Source organism: Candidatus Nitrosocaldus islandicus, assembly GCF_002906215.1.
Lineage (GTDB): Archaea > Thermoproteota > Nitrososphaeria > Nitrososphaerales > Nitrosocaldaceae > Nitrosocaldus > Nitrosocaldus cavascurensis.
Genome location: NZ_CP024014.1, coordinates 333,269 through 350,449, shown reverse-complemented (window position 1 = coordinate 350,449; position 17,181 = coordinate 333,269). Strand labels below are relative to the sequence as shown.

Genomic DNA, 17,181 nt, shown 5'->3' with positions numbered 1-17,181 from the left:
CCTATTAACGACTTCCTGATCAACCAACCATTAATTAATTAATAATAGCGTTAACTGCCTTTTGATGTAATTATTAATTGCTAGTACTACTATCAACCTTACCATCACCACCATCATAATCTTTACCTTCCCTATCGTCCTTCTTCCCACCCCTCATCTTATCCATCTCAACATCATCAACGCCTTCATGATTTGCTATACGCTCCATTGAACCTACATCTACATCTCCTCCTACACCATCCATTTTTGTGTCTGTTGATGGGCTCTCCAACTCATATTCAATATCCTTGTGCACATCCTGCCCCTCTTTTGCATGCACAATAGGATTGTCAGCATCAGAAGAACCATGCCTCGTATCATTACTAATTGCATAACTACCATCTATAGCATCATCATGACCATGCCTCCTGCTTAGTACCAATGCTATAACCACAACCATGCCTACAAACCCCATGAGTATGAAGATCTCTCTTATGGGCAGTGATTGTGACTCAACAAGTACCACGCCATTGCCTACACTGTTAACCTCTACAGTTGATAATGCCTTTAGCATACCGCTATCTGTGATAACTGATGCATCTATCCAGTACTCACCCTTGTTGATCACTGGAATACCTGCTGATCTACTATCAGGTGTGAGTGTTACCAACCTGCTCTTCATACTTACTGGATCTGTAACCTTGACCCTTGCAGACTTCCAGCCTTCTCTACCATCCAGTGAGAGGAGAAGCATACCATCTGAGTTTTTAGCATGGATTGATACAGGGTTTATGTAGATGCTCATGGGTATTGAGAGTATAGTTGGACCATTGCTACTTCTTACAATTAACCTGCCCTCATACCTGCTCCCATCACCACTTGCTTTAAGTGTACTAACAGTAACATGTATTATTGCATTCCTCTCACTTATGATCTGAACCTCAGTATCCACATCAACTCCATCATCATCATCAACCTTGCCTTGCCATTGTACCAGTATGCTATTGCTACCATTACTACTATCATCAAATCTATACGGCTCAAGTGCCCTCAACGTTATGCTCTTGCTCACCTTAGCATCCTCCCCAGGGTTTAGATAGAACATCAGAGTATGTGGCAAAGCAACGAACTCTGCACTCAGTGCCTTATCCACCGCAAGCCTACCAGAACCAGCAGAATCTAATGGATATGGCTCATCATATATATCTGTTATAGGCTCTGCAGTTGTTATAAGCAGAGATGCTACTTCCTCAGGTCTCAGATCTGGATGCTTCTGGAGGAGGAGTGCTGCTGCTGCACTCACATGGGGTGCAGCAAAACTTGTGCCAGTGTTCATTGCATATGAACCATTAAGGCTAGTGGAGTTTATCCCAGCGCCAGGAGCAACCAGATCTGGCTTGATGTAGAATGGTGATGCTGGACCCTTTGAGCTGAACGAAGCAACCAGATCTGGCTTTGAGAATATCCTCAACTCTATGCTAGATACTACTCCCTTATCCAACATCTCCTTGATCCTTAGACCATCCTCTCTAGATATGGATACAACTGGTATACTTGGTCTATAGTCTGATGAGTTGTTATCATGTATAAGCGTGCCATAGAATAATCCAGGCTCGTTGTTATACACTATAAGTGCTATAGCACCTTTACTTGAAACATTCCTCTCCTTGTCAGAGAAGTATACAACCTCCCTCCTCTCAACCCCATTCACTATCTGCACAGGACCTCCCCTCTCTGCAAGCACTATCTTACCCTTAAGGTCCAAACCATTAACATCCCTTGCTGTAGCAAAGTTAGTATACACCAATTCTCCTCTTATTATGCTCTCATCACCATCTATTGCAGAGCCAAGCATGGGTATTGCCTCAAACTTTGCATCGTTTATCTTGAGTGTAGCGATCATACTTGATGGAGTGCTTAATGTTGCACCAACAGTTATAGCATCCTTTGCTGTTGCTGGACTCCCCATACCATTCTGCCCACTGTTCCCTGCTGCTACAACAACCACTACACCTTTCCTTACAAGGTTGTTCACAGCATTATCTATATCCTCATTAACCCTATCCATACCTATGCTTATATTCACTATATCTGCACCATCCCTTGCTGCTCTCTCCAACGCTCTAACTATATCTAGTGAGGATGTGTAGTTGCTACCAGAGGCTATCTTGTATGCTAGTAGTTTGGCCTTTGGTGCTATACCCTTCATCTCACCATCAGCAGCTATTATCCCTGCAACGGCAGTCCCATGACCATCAACATCTAATGGATCATCATCCTTATCAAGGAAGTCATAACCTGCTATGACCTTGCCATCCTTACCAAACCCATAAAGGTCCTTATGTGTGTAATCTACTCCAGTATCTATCAATGCTACCTTTATACCCTCTCCTGTCAATGCTCTACCATGCCCATCTCTCATGCCTTGTATTCTGCTAAGCCCTATTATCTCAAAGCTTGTTGGTGATATGAATGAGGATGAAGATTGTTGAGGTTGGGACTGTGCATCAACTATCCTTATAGCCTCATCAATGCTAACCCTCTTCACAATCTCCTCCTGCTTCAACATCTCAACCTGGTCTGAACGTATGTATGCTATAGCCCCATATGCAACATTACTTAGCATATCTATTGGTTTGATATCATAGCCTTTGCTGCTAAGATAAAGCAGTAAGTGCTCTACATCATCAGTATAAGCATCAGTGAACTCTACCATAACCTTGGAGTATGTATGTGCTTGGGCAATGGATGTTATGAGCGATTGTGATGGCAGTAGTAAATATGAGTGCGAGAGTAGTAGTATAATGAGTGGTATTACTACTACTGGTAGTAATGCCCTCCCTTTTAACATTATAATAACTTATACACTAGCAAGAATTAATGCTTTACCATATAGGATTAATTTAACACATACATAACTATAACCATCACAATAACCTATAATAACCATAACCTCCATCCATTCATTACTTCCTTAACCACCTATGCAAAGCCTTGATAGTGCTTAATACATCATCATACTATCATGCTTCACATCACTACCCCCTTACTCATTTTAACATTTGTATGAATTAACCACCTTTGATATAATTAATGTTTATACTCATGAAGTAAATATAAACATTATGTAAATCTATTCATTAAGATACTGCTAATGAATGAACCCTCTCTAGGAGCATATATGCATGATCCTCAACATCCTTGCTATTACATGGTACCTTATCCAGCCCCAACCCACCTGAAGCCAGTGCAATATACGCTGCTGCTACTCCATAGCATAGTGCCCATACAACATCTCTATTACTCACATAGGCTGAGGTATATGCACCAGCGAATATATCCCCTGCCCCAGTGCTGTCCCTGCTTGCAATAATATCTGTAGTAAGTTCATAAACCTTGCCTCTACTACGCATAAGCACTCTATTATCCATGCTAAGTATCACGGTATCTGAGTACTTGCCTAGGATATTGAGTGAAGAATATCCATGCATGCCTGTAAGCGCATAAGCCTCATCCAGATCAACCTTTATAGCATCGATCCTCAATTCCTTCAGGTTACTGCTGCCCATTAGGCTTATACTCCCATCCCTACTATCTACCCTCCTTAACATACCTTGGGGATCTAGGAAGGTGAATCCAGAGGATCCAGAGAGTGCCCTCATAGCATCCATGCTTATCTCATTGATCACTGGACTTATTATGCATGCATCAACTCCTGCTCGTATATACTCCTCTATCGTATCTTGCGTTATATCTGCACACCTTGCAAGAAGGAAGAGTGATCTACTCTGCCTATTACCATCAACCATCATCACCAGCCTAAACCTAGTGGTTGGTAGATCGCAGAATGCAGTAGATGGTATGCTTATGCCATACTTCCTGCTCAGCGTATCAGCATACCCTCTAAAGTCAATCCCAACCCTAGTCACCAGCATTATATCATGGAGTCTACTAGCCATTAGGCTGGCATAGCATACTGGCCCACCTATAGTTATAATCTCGCCTCCCCTTGCATGTACATCTGCTCCATCACTACCAACACTATCCCCTTCTTCATCTGCATCTAGCCCTAAATCCATCCTAACTATGTGATCTATAGTTGCATGCGATGCTACAGCTACCCTCACACCCAAATTGGATAGAATAAGGTTTAATTAATATGATTATGTTCAAGGATTGATCGGTATGGCGAAGTACACACTACCAAACCTGCCATATACGTACAGTGCACTTGAGCCTCACATAGCAAGGGAGATAATGGAGTTGCACCACAGCAAGCACCACCAGGCTTATGTTAATGGGGCAAATGCTGCCCTTGAGAAGTTGGAGCAGGCAAGGAAGAACAACTTTCAAGGAGTTGATGTTAGAGCAATAGAGCGAGACCTATCATTCCACCTATCTGGTCATATACTACACTCCATATTCTGGCCAAACATGAAGCCATCTGGAGGAGGCAAGCCTGGAGGATTGCTTGCAGATATGATAAATGCAAACTTTGGAAGTTTTGATGCATTCAAGGCACAGTTCACAGAGACAGCAAAGAGCGTAGAGGGTATAGGATGGGCTATGCTTGTGTATGAGCCTAGTAGCGACCAACTCCTAACCCTCAACATAGAGAAGCATAACATGCAGGCTGCCCATACTACAGTACCATTGCTTGTGCTTGATGTCTGGGAGCATGCATATTATCTACAGTACAAGAACGATAGGGCAAGTTACATAAATGCATGGTGGAATGTTGTGAACTGGGATGATGCAGAGGCAAGGCTGAGGAAGGCCAAGGCATAACCACATTTATTATTTTTGTGTATATCTTCTTCATGGGCAAGTACATGCTCAAGTGTAGGCTATGCGATGAATCATTCATGAGTTATGAGGATTATGAGAGGCATGTTGTAGATGAGCATAGGGATAACCTTGCATACAGGTTCAAACCAATTATAGTTAGGGAGGAGGGAGGAGAGGAAGGAGGAAGGGAGTAGTAGTAGCATACCCATGGGTTAATAAATGAAGAAGAGGGTAATGCATCTATCTATCTATTAGTAGGAAGCAGGTAATGCATTTATAAACTGGGATAATGAACGATACTTATGAGCGCAGAGGAGAGACTATACTCCCTAGCAGCACAACTCAAGATGCTCGAGGCTTACCTTAACGATCTTATCGCTAGAGAGGCAACCATAGTCAGGTTCGTACAGGATGCTAGGCTTGCAATAGATGCTATAAGGGGGTTAGATGCAAAGGATGGAGGGGATCTATACACGCTTATGCCAATAGGCATGGGGGTTTATGTACATGCCAAGGTTAGTACAAAGGATAAGCTCTTGGTTAGTGTAGGCTCTGGAGTAGCAATAGAGAAGAGCAGGGAGGATGCCATAGCATACATAGAGTCTAGGGTTAAGGAGCTTGAGAGTGCTCTCATCTCAATCAGCAACCAGAAGCAGGAACTGCAGTCAAGGATAGAGGGTGTAAGGGGTGAGATGAACTCCATCATGCAGCAGATGCAAGGTGAGGAGAGGCAGAGGCAGAAGGGCTGAAAGGTAAGAAAGAAAGATCTGTGAGGTGGAGAGCATAAATGTTCGATAGACTCAAGAAGGCCTTCTCAAACATTGTAAAGGGGTTAAGCGAGAAGGAGTTAAGTGAGGCTGATATAGATAAGGTATTCTCTGAGATAGAGATAGCACTGCTTGAGAGTGATGTTGCACATGAAACAATAACGTACCTTCATGATACACTGAAGAGGGAACTTGTAGGTAAGAGGTTCGATAAGAGTAGGGATAATGAGAGTATAGTGAAGGATACACTCAAGGATATAATGATCTCAATATTCAACAACGCTGGCACCCTAGATATAATAGAAAGAATAAACAGCAAGAAGGATAGGGAGAAGGAGCCCTATACCATACTCTTCCTTGGCATAAATGGTACTGGCAAGACAACGACTATAGCAAAGTTTGCCAACATGCTTAGGAAGCATAACATCTCCTCAGTTATAGTTGCTGGCGATACGCATAGAGCAGGAGCAATAGAGCAGATAACTGAGCATGCAACTAGGCTAGGGATAAAGGTTATAGCACAACGCTATGGTGCTGATCCAGCAGCAGTAGGTAGGGATGGTGTGCTCTATGCTAAAGCACATAGGGTAGATACAGTGCTCATAGATACAGCAGGTAGGATGCAGACAAGCAGGAACCTCATGGATGAGATGGCAAAGATAGTAAGGGTTGTAAAGCCAGATCTTAAGATATTCGTTGGTGACTCTCTTGCTGGTAACGATACCATAATGCAGGCTAGGGAGTTCTTGAGGTACACAGACTTCAATGCTATAATACTCACTAAGAGTGATAGCGATTACAAGGGAGGCTCTGCACTATCAATAGTGCATGTTACTAACAAACCAATAGTGTATCTTGGTGTAGGGCAAGGCTACGATGATCTTGTACCATTCAATGCTGAAGAGTTTGTTGAGCAGATAGTTGAGGGTAATGGTAAGAGATAAGGAAGGTGGAAGGAGGGATGAGGAAGGAGGGAGGTTATATGAAGCACATCTTAACTCTAATGGAGTTGGATAGCAAGGATATAGCGAGGATCCTCAAGGTTGCAGAGATGATGAAGGGTAAAAGAGATAGGAGAGGGAGGAAGGGAGGAAGAGGAGGGAGAAGTAGAACATTCGAGAGGCTAAAGGATAAGGTATTCGTTATGATATTCCAGAAGCCATCTACTAGAACAAGGGTGAGCTTTGAGGTTGCCATGAGAGAACTTGGAGGTTATGCTATAGTGCTGAATGCTAATGATATACAACTCTCAAGGGGAGAGAGTATAGAGGATACCGCAAGGACACTATCAAAGTATGCTGATGCAATAGGGGCTAGAGTCTATGCACATAGCGATGTTGAGAGGCTTGCTAGGGCAGCAGATGTGCCAGTGATAAACATGCTATCAGACCTATACCATCCATGTCAGATACTTGGCGACCTTCTAACAATAAAGGAGGTTAAGGGTAAGCTTGCTGGGCTAACGCTTGCATGGGTTGGTGATGGCAACAATGTATGCAACAGCCTAATAATAGGAGCAGCACTAACAGGCATGATCATGAAGGTTGCATCTCCTAAAGGTTATGAGCCATTGGCAGATGCGGTGAACTTTGCTAGAGAGCATAATGGCTATGTTGAGATCATGGAGGATCCAAGGGATGCTGTAAGGGATGCTGATATAATCTATACAGACTCATTCGTATCAATGGGTAAGGAGGCTGAGAGGGAGGAGAGGCTCAAGGTGTTCCTACCAAGGTATCAGGTCAACGATGATCTCATAGCATTAGCGAAGAGTGATGTTATATTCATGCATTGCTTGCCAGCAAAGCGTGGAGAGGAGGTTACAGATAGCGTAATTGATGGTGTACACTCCGTTGTATGGCAGCAGGCAGAGAATAGGCTGCATGCACAGAAGGCACTACTGTATATGCTGTTAACAGATGCAGAGGATAAGAGGATGAAGAGAGGTAGGGACGTTGGGAGGCTAACGAGGTCTAGATCTGGTTATAGTAGGGGTATATAATTTACTAACAGGATGGATGAATGATTGCTTGCTTAATCAATGCCCAATCTATCCAGGATTAATATTATGGATGAAATAAAGATGATGGTGTGTTGGATTTATTTGCTATTTATTTATTGCTTGCTTGCTTGATGTTAGTTGGTTAGTTGATTGATTGATTAATGGATTGGTTTACTTTAGGCTATACCATCATCATCCATCAGGTATGCTGATGATCCTCTAGTGCAGCAAGCACGTACTGTGCAAAGTAAGGCTCTGGTACAGCACCCTCAAACTCTATCCTATCATTTATCACAACCTTGGGCACTGCCATAACATTGTACCTATTTGCGAGCTGAGGGAACTCTATTGACTCTATCATGTGTGCAGTTATGTAATCACTCTCCATAGCAAACTGATGTGCTAGCCTAACCATCTTTGGACAGTATGGGCATGTTGGTGTCACGAATACCTTTATGTTTATGCTCTTATCTACCCTCTTCAGTACTTCCCTAGTTGTATCTGCCAGCCTTGTCCTCCTGTTAGATACATCTATTATATCATCCAAGAGTGCACCAAACTCATACCCTGTAGGTATCCCAAAGAACCTTATCCCATAATCCTTCTCCCCTATCAGTGCTAGTGCGGGTATCTTATCTATTGCATACTCTTTAGCCTTTGCCTCATGCTCAACGAAGTCATACACCTCAACATGTATCTTGCCATCTGCAAGTGATGCAAGTTCTTCCATCAGTTCTCTATTCTCCCTACAGTATGAGCACTCAAAATCCTGTGTGAATACAACTAGCCTTACATCATGCTTTAACTTCTTTGCAAATATCTCCCTTATATGCTGCTGCTCCTTTGCTGGGATGAGCATGATTATGCTAGCTATAGATAGTATTTAACCATTAGGATTATTTGCGCTTCTGATAATGATGGGATGTAATGTAATGTAATGTGATGGGATGGGATGGGATGATTATAATGACTAACTAAGCAGATATGCTAAAGCCTCTTCAGCCTTGGATTCACTATAGCATCCAATGCATTACCTATGAGTACGAATGCTAGTCCCGTTAATGCTATCATCAAGCCTGGAGGGACTATCCACCACCATAACCCTCTTGCAGCAGCGCCATACAGGTTTGCATCATGCAGTATCTGCCCCCAAGTTGGCATAGTAGGATCTCCTAAGCCTAAGAAACTAAGTCCAGCCTCTGTTATTATTGCACCAGGCACTGATATGGCTATACTTGCAAATGTGTAAGGCAGGAGTTGTGGGAATATATGCCTGAATATTATCTTAATGCTTGATTGGCCCATGAGCTCTGCTGCCTCAACATATGCTAGGCTCTTTATCTGGAGTGCTATACTTCTAGATACCTTTGCTATTCCTACCCATCCAAATATTATTAGATAAGCAACTATGAGGAGTATACTCCTCCCTACAGATACTGCTAGAAGGATGAGCAATGGTAGTGCTGGTAGTGCATAAACAACATCGTTTGCCCTCATCATAACCTCATCTGTAGATCCTCCCTTGTAGCCAGAGATTATACCATAAACCATTCCTATAAGCACCGATATTGATGCTACAGATATGCCTATGAAGAGTGCTATAGGTGCACCCCATATCAACCCTATGCTCAGATCCCTCCTGAGATCATCAGTGCCTAGGAGGCCATAGACCTTGCCACCAACTATGAATCTGCTTGCAAGTACCTCATCCCTCTCATCAAATAGGAAGAACCTTGCCTCAACATTATATACCCCTTTCATAACCCTCCTCTCCTCATACGATGAGAATACTGCAGTTACTGTAGCATCCCTACTTATTGAGAACCTGTACTTGCTAAGGTTATTTGCTATACCATCCTGCACAGCCCTATCAGTTGAGAAGAGCGTTGACTCGTAAACCTGTTCATTGCTAGCATATGGAAGGGATACTCTAGCAAGTTCTATGCTATCTTTATCTGGCCTAGTTATGGTGAGTAGGAGCAATGGTGCTGAACCCTCATACCTGATCCTGTAGTTCAGCATAAAGTCGCTAGGGAACTCATCATAGGCGTAGTTGAAGGTGTATCTATGCGTAACTATCCTCAACGAGTCTGAATCCTCTATGCTCACCTCTGGCCTCTCAAGTATAAGGTGCTCTGGCTGCTTGCTTGAAGAGAGTACGTTAACCCATGCTGGCATTGCACTCCTAGGATAGAATGTCCATGCAGATGGATTATTCCACTCTTTAAGCCTCTCAAGTGGTGTTGATGTGAATGCAATTATGGATACTGCTAGAAGGATGAACAGTATAGTTAGTCCAGCAAGACCTACCCTACTCCTCCTAAACTCAGCCCATATGTATGCTAGAGAGATGGATTGATCACCCATTGATGCTCACCATCTACATGCTAACTAGCCTACCTTTACTCTAGGATCGAAGTAGCCATACAGTATATCTGCTATGAATATGCTGATTAGGAATACAAGTGTTGTTATGTATGTTAACCCTACTATCACTGGAAGGTCAAAGACACTTATAGCATCGAAGTACAGTTTACCTATCCCAGGCCAATCGAATACAGCCTCAGATATTATTGCCCCACCTATGGATGAGGAGAGTGAGAGAGAGACTATGGTAACTATTGGAGGTGCTGCATTCTTTACAGCATGTGCATAGACTATCCTCCTCTCAGGTATGCCCATAGCCCTCTTTGCCATTATGAAATCCTCGCTAAGTATACCTATGATGAGGTTCCTCACTATATAACTCCATGAGCCGAAGCCTATGAGTACCATGGTGAGCAAGGGGAGCAGCATGTGATAGAGCAATGCTATTGGGTATGAGGGATCTGATGCTGGTACAACAGGGGTTGCCCTTGCAGGGAATACGTTGAGTGTGAATGCAAAGATTAGGATCATGAGCATACCAGTCCACCAGAGAGGGAAACTACTGCTTATAACAGCGAATGCAGAGTTTACCCTATCAACAATGCTACCATACCTCCTTGCAGCAAATGCTCCTATTAATACACCAATAGCAGCAACTATTGCTGTTGCTGTTGTGAATAGTAGCACAGTCCTTGGAAGCCTCTCCATTATTATATCTGAAACCTTACTTGAGCCACCTTCACTTATGAGGAAGTATGCTCTACCAAGATCGAATGTTAGTATCTTTAGCATGGTGAACCAGAGCCTCTTTGGAGAGTGCCATGGCTCATCCAGCCCTATTGCCCTCATCCTTGCATCTATCTGCTCCCTAGTGTACCTCTCAAGCTCTTGAGTGCTCATCCCAGCTATCAATGCTCTATTGTTTACCACCTCCTGCCTCACCTCATGCTCTATTGAGAGCCTAAGTATGTTATCCATGCTTGGGCCTAGGAGCGCTATTGTTATGAAGATTATGAAGAAGAGCACTATGAACATGTTTATGGTACGCTTGAGCATGAACCTACCAAAACCCATACCTTGCTTCCACTCACCTATCCATTCATTCTTTCACATAACTCTAAATTTATATCTTATTATTGGTATATTTTGTTAGGAATCTAAGCAATTTTATGCTATCCTCCTCCTTAAGACTCCTCTTATTTGATTGTATGTAAGACTCGAGTGCTGATAACTCGCTACTGCCTATACCCTTCTCCCTTGCCTTGCCTATTATTGCATCATATGTTCTGTAAGGGAAGTAGATCCCCTTTGCTATACTCACAAGCCTCCTCCTTGTATCATTGCTTATAACTCCAGCCTTGTATGCATGGTAGAGTGTATACCTTATATCGATCAATGCTTCTGAGTGCAATGAGTAATCGTTGCTATTGAATGTAACAGCAACCTCATCATCCCCCTCTATCCTCCCCTGCTTGTATAACCTGAATATAGTACCAATACCTTTCATGCCTAACCTCTCCAACTCAACTGCTCTAAGTGCACCTATGCTGGCTGCACCAAAGACCTTTGCACCCCTTGCAATTGCAGTGTACACCTCTATTGGTGTTGGTGGGTAGTCTTGGAGGAAGACACCATCTATTAGCCCTATTATAGCATATCTATCAACCTTCAAGAGATCGCCCTTCCTTGCTGGAGGTTTATACTCTGCATCTATCAGTATGCTTTTAGCCTTATCCCTGCTCAAGCTTGGACCTAGAAATATGATTATCTTACTCTTGCTCTTACTCTTATCCTCATCACTACCAACATGCATGAACCAACATCACCTACTACCTTCCAACGCTCATGATGAATAGATGTGCATGTACCTCATAGCCCTTGAGCCTATCACACTCTTGCTCACCTTGAACGTCTCAAGCCCTGGCACTATTACCCTAACAACTGAGACCCCAAGCCTCTCATCTGTAAGGTTAACAAATATAACCCTGTTTAGGCCACTGCCCTTCAACCTCTCCAGTATGAACTCAATATCATCAAGTACATCTCCATTCTTCTCATCCCTTATGCTCTCATACCCTATTCTCTTGCTTGAGTGCATGAACTGCCATGCCTTATTCTCAGCAGTATTGCCCATCTCATAGTTCATCCTCCTCAGATCATCCCTTGCACCCTGTATGTTTGCTGCCCTAGTCTGTGATACCTCAGTTATGGCTCTTATCAATGCCACATCCTTGTTTGGATGGGTGCCATGACCCTCAGCAAGGTAGCCATAATCATGTGTAATCCATTGTATGCTAGTTGCTATGAACGTTGGTACACCAATATCTGATGTTATATCCTTAACTAGAAGTGGTATACCTTCTTGCTCAAACCTAGAGATTAGATATCTAGCATGAGGATGCTCAACACCGCTTAGATCAACCTCAGGGTATATGCTTGGGTCATCAACGTAGTGATGCTCTATATCCCTTAACCTAAGCCCATATGCCCTTAACTGCTCTATGCTATTCTTCAATACATGGAATTGCAATACACTAGATCTCAACTCAGCAATGCTCACAGCATCCCTCTCTATAACCTCGCATAATGCCTGTAGTATAGCCTCCTCTACACTATTGCCAGATGCAAGACCATTGCTATGGGAGTAGAGGAATGGATTGAAGGCTCCATTCCTGCTAGCAACAACATCATATCTAGTCAATACAAGACCAGCAGGTACCCATACATGCTCCCTGCTAATTAGATCATAACCCTCAAGGAAGTCCATCCTCATATACTCATTGTAGTTTGGACTCACCGCTTCAACTACATCATCTGGATGAAGTACGTGCTCCCTTCCATACTTCCTCACCATCTCAGCCATGCTACTCCTTAGTATGCTGTTACTCCTTCCCTCATTGAAGAATACGCTTGCTAATGCAGAGTAGCGCTCTATGCTCTCCATCACAGCACTTGCCTTTGCATGCTCTCTAGTTGGACCCTTGCCACTGTACACCCATATGTAATCATCTGTACCAGGGAGAACTGCAGAGTAGTTTGGTATCCTTAGCAGATCTAGATGGGTTATATCTGCAAGTCTTGTAACACCTATGCTCCTTGCTATAGGTAATGCCTTCTTGAGTGTCTCCTTCACATGCATTACCTTGGGCATGTTATCTACATACTTCTGGCTTCTAAGCTCAAACATGTATAGTGCTAAGATGCCATGTTATTTATTTATAATTAAGGCTTAGTTTACCATTCTCTTAAGTAGGTTATGATGTATTCTTCCTAATCTGTGTAGAATATAACCATCTTGCTATTATAGGAGCTGAAGCCATATGCATCATCCCATATATAGATGCAGGAACACCTACCTCTGGCTCTAATCCTGTCATGGTTATAACACCAAGCGTTACAGTAAACTCCTTCATGCTCAAGTTGTAGATTGAGACAGGGGTGTCTAGGGCATCCCACCTTAGTACCTTTGATATTGCTAGCCCTGCAAGCAAGGTAGATACAAAGTGTGCAAGAGAAGCAACTACTGCTAAGAGTACTATGGATAATGGTTGTAGGGAGAGGAATGATGCTGCTAGTGCACCTACTATTGCTACAGTTGGTAGTGCAAATAGAATTGATGCTGCAGAAAAGACATTATCATACCTAGCCATAGCATTGTACTTGGAGCGTATAAACGAGCCTACAACCACAGGGAGCATAACACTTAAGAGTAGTGATTCAAACATCAACATATACTCAAGATTAACCCATCTCCCAGCAAACAATAGCACCATGACAGGTGATACAAACGGACTTGCTATGGTGGAGAGTATGAGCGTTGCTATGCCAAGTGCTGTATTACCACCTGTAAGCCTTATCCATACAGGGGTTGTCTGCTCACTAGGCATGGCACCATGGAGTACCTGTCCAAGTGCAAGATTAGGAAGGTCTGATATGACATTGAAGAAGATCAATGCTAGTATAAAGCCTACAGATGTAGAGAGGATGAACTGTGATGCAAGTATTATGGAGATCTTGGATACATTTATCCCTGATCTGAAGAGATCTCTCATCGTTATCATCAACCCAGCAGACCCCATCATGCCTGCAAGGAATACAGGAATGAGAGGTAAGAGGTAAGCAAGGGAGATATTAGAGAAGAAGATGCCTAAAACAAGTGAGCATAGAACCAACCAGACTGCCCTTCTTACTATTAACTTTGATATGTACTCAACTATTGGCAAGTAACAACCTCCTCTCTCTATCTCTATTCTCTACGCTTTAACCTAACAAACTATATAGATGTTATCTGGCTATAAGATATGACCCCTTTAACCAATCTCTACAAGAATGGTAATGGTAATGGTGGTGATTGTAACATACAGCATCTGTTAGATACTAATAAACATTATATGTTGGTTATCTGCAACCATCCCAATGGGTATAGAGGAGATAGATGCCAAGGAGTTAGAGATACTAAACAGCATATTCCTAGAGGCTGCAAAGAATCCAGAGTTCAGGAAGGAGTTGTTAAGCAATCCTACAAAGGCACTAGCAAAGTATGATATACCAGATAGGCTTAAAGAGATAGTTGTTAATACAATACAAGGGAAGGAGCAACTATAGCATTCATGTGTATAGAGAAGTTTTATAACAAATCCTTACCTGAGTATATGATAGAATGAGTAGTCTGCTACGTAAGCGTAATATACTCTTTGCTATAAGCATAATACTGATAGCATCAGGCTTGCTCATACTAACCATACCAAGTATACCAGCAGCATCAAGCATCAAGGATGTTAAAGGCGATGCAGATGCACTCCCCCTCTTCCCAAACAAACCTGTACCAATGGTAAGAGGCTACCATGATATACTCAATGCTAGTGTGAAGAGGGTTGATGATGGGCTGCTATTCAGCATAGAGCTTGCAGATGGCATAGAGCATTACAGGGATGGATATGAGGTAGTGTACATATGGAGCATAGAGTACATAACAGCATCACTACAGAAGAGGGAGTACAAGTTGGTCATACCTTACTTCCCTGAGGAGCAGGGTTTGAGTGTTAAAGGTTGGTACCTTGCTGTATTTAATGCAAGCAGTAATGAGTGGCTAATACCAATGCTTAAGGTAGAGGATATGAGGGGTAATAGAGTTGATATAGATCTGGATACTAGGGTTATAGGTGAACCAATACTCTTCTGGTGGAGTGTTGATGTGATGGTAAATGTTGATACAGCAGTGCATGGTCAGCCAGATTACCTCATGGACTCTGCACCAGATGGTGGTAAAGCAATGCTCTCTCCACTCTTAACATGGGGATGATATGATAAGGGATAAAGGCCTTATACTACTGCTCATATCCTCACTACTTGCATATGCTGTGATGCAGTACATTGGCATTGGGGTTATACCATTAAGATCCATAATAGAGGGTGAGGATCTTATGCTAGCAAATAGTATGCTAGATGCAGATGTTGTGATGGATGTTGAGGGTTCTGATGTGTACATAGCATGGTATGACCCTGTGAAGGATGGTGTGATGCTGAAGGTAAGTAGCGATGGAGGCTTAACATTTGGAGAGCCCATACTGGTTAGTACTGAAGGGGTTGATGGTGTAAGGGTGAGGGGGATTGTAGCAAAAGGCTCCTACGTAAATCTACTATGGAGTGGGGAGGTAAATGGGCAGTATGATATCTTCTTGAGTAACAGCAAGGATGGTGCTCTAACATTCTCCACCATCAACCTTAGCAGCAATGATGGTGACTCTGAGTATCCAACGATAGATGCTAATGGACCAACTGTATATGTTGCATGGGTAGATCTAACATATGGCAATAGTGAGATACTGTTGAGGGTTAGCAGGGATGGTGGCTCAACATTCTCAGATGTTATTAATGTAAGTAATAGTGATGGAGAGTCAGAGGCTCCTGTGCTTGTTGCTGAGGGCTCAAATATGTATTTAGCATGGCATGATAACACCCAAGGAGTATTTGCTGTTATGTTTAGAGCAAGTTATGATGATGGTAATACATTCTCTGATCCTGTAATCCTTAGCAACCTTGATCATGATTCTGGCTTTGTGTCTATGGATGTTGAAGGTAGCAATCTGTACACTGTATGGATGAGCAAGGAGTATGCTAGCAGTAGTAGTATTGGTGATGGTGACGATGATAATAGGAGTAGGAAGAAAGAGGATGTTTATGGCTTCACCATATACGCTAGATACAGCAACGATGGGGGAAGGAGTTTCAGTGAGGCAGTAAGTATTGGTAAAGGTAGATCTCCTATAGTGAAGGCAGATGGTCCATTAGCATGCATAGTATGGATAGTAGAGGATGGAGTACAGTTTGCAAGTATGTATGGCAAGGATATGAGAGATGCTATGACCATTGGTATTGATGCCCATGATATAAGGAATGTAATGCTAGATGTTGAGGGTAATGCTGTAAGCATACTAGTGGTTGGAGATGTTGATGGGGCAAAGAGTAACAGCAAGAATTATAATAGCAATAGCATAGTGTACATAGGGAGTAGGGACTCTGGTCTTACATTCTCTTTAACCAAGGTGGTTGATGGTCTTATGGTAGATGATGTTAGCATGTTAAGTAAGGGTAGAGGTGTATACATTGCATGGAGTGAGAAGGTATGCGTTGAGCCCAACTGCTCCCATGTTAAACTTGGGTATTACTTTGGTAAGAGCGATGATCCCAATTATCGATTTACAGTAAGAAGCATAATCTAATAGTTATTGTTAGATGATATACCTGCTATAATTGTAGATTATGCATATGTAATACACATAAAGCCAAAATACAAGTACCATCTAATCAGTAGAGTGTATAGAAGAACGTCAACCGAGATAAGTGGTCTCATACTCATGCTACTAAAGGATGGAGCGCAAAAGAAGTCATCTATACAGAAGAGGTTGAATGTTGACAATAGAACGCTCAACAGATACCTTGATATTCTAGCAAAGCAAGGGTTGATAACCATCTCAGATAAGCATATAGAGATCACAGAAAAAGGCGTTTATTTCACAGAGATATATAAAGAACTTATACGATTGCTAGATAAAAATAGGATAAGCAGTAGGAAGAGATGATGTATATATAGATTGATGGATGGGTTGATGGATGGATCTATGCTATAAAAACAGTATATTGGAATATGCAACACAGATAATTGGCGGGCCTGGTGGGATTCGAACCCACGGCCTACTGGTTAAGAGCCAGCCGCTTTAGGCATTCAACACACCCAATTCTGCCTGGCTGAGCTACAGGCCCATACCCCATCTCATA

General features: G+C 42.6%; 17 protein-coding genes and 1 tRNA gene. 9 read left to right on the top strand and 9 right to left on the bottom strand.

Annotated elements, in window-relative coordinates:
* Window positions 1-73: 73 nt before the first annotated feature.
* Window positions 74-2,830 carry a S8 family serine peptidase gene (locus CRG89_RS01845; RefSeq protein ID WP_103286672.1) on the bottom strand — a complete coding sequence of 919 codons (2,757 nt, stop codon included), beginning with the start codon at window positions 2,828-2,830 and terminating at the stop codon, window positions 74-76.
* A 289-nt stretch (window positions 2,831-3,119) separates the two neighbouring features.
* Window positions 3,120-4,106, bottom strand: a complete 987-nt coding sequence (locus tag CRG89_RS01840; RefSeq protein ID WP_245859264.1) for a PfkB family carbohydrate kinase — start codon at window positions 4,104-4,106, stop codon at window positions 3,120-3,122.
* A gap of 58 nt (window positions 4,107-4,164) precedes the next feature.
* On the opposite strand from CRG89_RS01840, the gene CRG89_RS01835 reads away from it, so the two are divergent.
* The 5 genes from CRG89_RS01835 to argF all read left to right on the top strand — a co-directional run bounded on the left by CRG89_RS01835 (window position 4,165) and on the right by argF (window position 7,536).
* Complete coding sequence (locus tag CRG89_RS01835) at window positions 4,165-4,767, top strand: superoxide dismutase (RefSeq protein WP_197706604.1); 603 nt, start codon at window positions 4,165-4,167, stop codon at window positions 4,765-4,767.
* 32 nt (window positions 4,768-4,799) lie between these two features.
* The gene (locus tag CRG89_RS08565; RefSeq protein WP_148695264.1) at window positions 4,800-4,961 is read left to right on the top strand and encodes a DUF629 domain-containing protein; all 162 of its coding nucleotides are present in this window, start codon (window positions 4,800-4,802) and stop codon (window positions 4,959-4,961) included.
* Window positions 4,962-5,069: 108 nt separating this feature from the next.
* A complete protein-coding gene (gene pfdA / locus CRG89_RS01830; protein ID WP_103286669.1) occupies window positions 5,070-5,516 on the top strand; it encodes a prefoldin subunit alpha in 447 nt (148 codons plus the stop codon).
* A 38-nt stretch (window positions 5,517-5,554) separates the two neighbouring features.
* On the top strand, window positions 5,555-6,478 hold the full coding sequence (gene ftsY / locus CRG89_RS01825) for a signal recognition particle-docking protein FtsY (RefSeq protein ID WP_103286668.1): 924 nt from the start codon (window positions 5,555-5,557) through the stop codon (window positions 6,476-6,478).
* A 17-nt stretch (window positions 6,479-6,495) separates the two neighbouring features.
* On the top strand, window positions 6,496-7,536 hold the full coding sequence (gene argF / locus CRG89_RS01820; RefSeq protein WP_197706605.1) for an ornithine carbamoyltransferase: 1,041 nt from the start codon (window positions 6,496-6,498) through the stop codon (window positions 7,534-7,536).
* Window positions 7,537-7,735: 199 nt separating this feature from the next.
* Here the strand turns inward: argF and pdo are convergent, their stop codons facing one another.
* The 6 genes from pdo to CRG89_RS01790 form a co-directional block, all read right to left on the bottom strand.
* Window positions 7,736-8,395, bottom strand: a complete 660-nt coding sequence (gene pdo, locus CRG89_RS01815; RefSeq protein ID WP_197706606.1) for a protein disulfide oxidoreductase — start codon at window positions 8,393-8,395, stop codon at window positions 7,736-7,738.
* 128 nt (window positions 8,396-8,523) lie between these two features.
* Window positions 8,524-9,903: an ABC transporter permease gene (locus CRG89_RS01810; RefSeq protein WP_103286666.1), complete on the bottom strand. Its 1,380-nt coding sequence runs from the start codon at window positions 9,901-9,903 to the stop codon at window positions 8,524-8,526.
* A gap of 24 nt (window positions 9,904-9,927) precedes the next feature.
* Entirely contained in the window at window positions 9,928-10,977 is a 1,050-nt protein-coding gene (locus CRG89_RS01805) for an ABC transporter permease (RefSeq protein ID WP_197706607.1), read from the bottom strand.
* A 49-nt stretch (window positions 10,978-11,026) separates the two neighbouring features.
* The gene (locus CRG89_RS01800) at window positions 11,027-11,716 is read right to left on the bottom strand and encodes a TfuA-like protein (RefSeq protein WP_103286665.1); all 690 of its coding nucleotides are present in this window, start codon (window positions 11,714-11,716) and stop codon (window positions 11,027-11,029) included.
* 30 nt (window positions 11,717-11,746) lie between these two features.
* Complete coding sequence (locus CRG89_RS01795) at window positions 11,747-13,090, bottom strand: YcaO-like family protein (protein ID WP_103286664.1); 1,344 nt, start codon at window positions 13,088-13,090, stop codon at window positions 11,747-11,749.
* 67 nt (window positions 13,091-13,157) lie between these two features.
* A complete protein-coding gene (locus CRG89_RS01790; RefSeq protein WP_103286663.1) occupies window positions 13,158-14,126 on the bottom strand; it encodes a bile acid:sodium symporter family protein in 969 nt (322 codons plus the stop codon).
* Between the two features lie 193 nt (window positions 14,127-14,319).
* On the opposite strand from CRG89_RS01790, the gene CRG89_RS01785 reads away from it, so the two are divergent.
* From CRG89_RS01785 to CRG89_RS01770, 4 genes are read left to right on the top strand one after another with little or no spacing between them, the layout of a single operon-like run.
* Window positions 14,320-14,508, top strand: a complete 189-nt coding sequence (locus CRG89_RS01785) for a hypothetical protein (RefSeq protein WP_103286662.1) — start codon at window positions 14,320-14,322, stop codon at window positions 14,506-14,508.
* 55 nt (window positions 14,509-14,563) lie between these two features.
* Window positions 14,564-15,205: a hypothetical protein gene (locus CRG89_RS01780; RefSeq protein ID WP_103286661.1), complete on the top strand. Its 642-nt coding sequence runs from the start codon at window positions 14,564-14,566 to the stop codon at window positions 15,203-15,205.
* 1 nt (window position 15,206) lies between these two features.
* Complete coding sequence (locus CRG89_RS01775; protein ID WP_103286660.1) at window positions 15,207-16,625, top strand: sialidase family protein; 1,419 nt, start codon at window positions 15,207-15,209, stop codon at window positions 16,623-16,625.
* 6 nt (window positions 16,626-16,631) lie between these two features.
* Window positions 16,632-16,985, top strand: coding sequence for a winged helix-turn-helix domain-containing protein (locus tag CRG89_RS01770; RefSeq protein WP_103286659.1), 354 nt, complete (start codon window positions 16,632-16,634; stop codon window positions 16,983-16,985).
* 81 nt (window positions 16,986-17,066) lie between these two features.
* Here the strand turns inward: CRG89_RS01770 and CRG89_RS01765 are convergent.
* A tRNA-Lys gene (locus CRG89_RS01765) sits at window positions 17,067-17,166 on the bottom strand.
* Between the last annotated feature and the right edge of the window lie 15 nt (window positions 17,167-17,181).

Coding starts and splice junctions, on each gene's coding strand:
- CRG89_RS01805 (WP_197706607.1), bottom strand. CDS start 10,977: ATGGGTTTTGGTAGGTTCATGCTCAAGCGTACCATAAACATGTTCATA.
- CRG89_RS01800 (WP_103286665.1), bottom strand. CDS start 11,716: ATGCATGTTGGTAGTGATGAGGATAAGAGTAAGAGCAAGAGTAAGATA.
- CRG89_RS01780 (WP_103286661.1), top strand. CDS start 14,564: ATGAGTAGTCTGCTACGTAAGCGTAATATACTCTTTGCTATAAGCATA.
- CRG89_RS01795 (WP_103286664.1), bottom strand. CDS start 13,090: ATGTTTGAGCTTAGAAGCCAGAAGTATGTAGATAACATGCCCAAGGTA.
- CRG89_RS01775 (WP_103286660.1), top strand. CDS start 15,207: ATGATAAGGGATAAAGGCCTTATACTACTGCTCATATCCTCACTACTT.
- CRG89_RS01845 (WP_103286672.1), bottom strand. CDS start 2,830: ATGTTAAAAGGGAGGGCATTACTACCAGTAGTAGTAATACCACTCATT.
- argF (WP_197706605.1), top strand. CDS start 6,496: ATGAGGAAGGAGGGAGGTTATATGAAGCACATCTTAACTCTAATGGAG.
- CRG89_RS08565 (WP_148695264.1), top strand. CDS start 4,800: ATGGGCAAGTACATGCTCAAGTGTAGGCTATGCGATGAATCATTCATG.
- pdo (WP_197706606.1), bottom strand. CDS start 8,395: ATGCTCATCCCAGCAAAGGAGCAGCAGCATATAAGGGAGATATTTGCA.
- CRG89_RS01785 (WP_103286662.1), top strand. CDS start 14,320: ATGGGTATAGAGGAGATAGATGCCAAGGAGTTAGAGATACTAAACAGC.
- CRG89_RS01835 (WP_197706604.1), top strand. CDS start 4,165: ATGGCGAAGTACACACTACCAAACCTGCCATATACGTACAGTGCACTT.
- pfdA (WP_103286669.1), top strand. CDS start 5,070: ATGAGCGCAGAGGAGAGACTATACTCCCTAGCAGCACAACTCAAGATG.
- CRG89_RS01810 (WP_103286666.1), bottom strand. CDS start 9,903: ATGGGTGATCAATCCATCTCTCTAGCATACATATGGGCTGAGTTTAGG.
- ftsY (WP_103286668.1), top strand. CDS start 5,555: ATGTTCGATAGACTCAAGAAGGCCTTCTCAAACATTGTAAAGGGGTTA.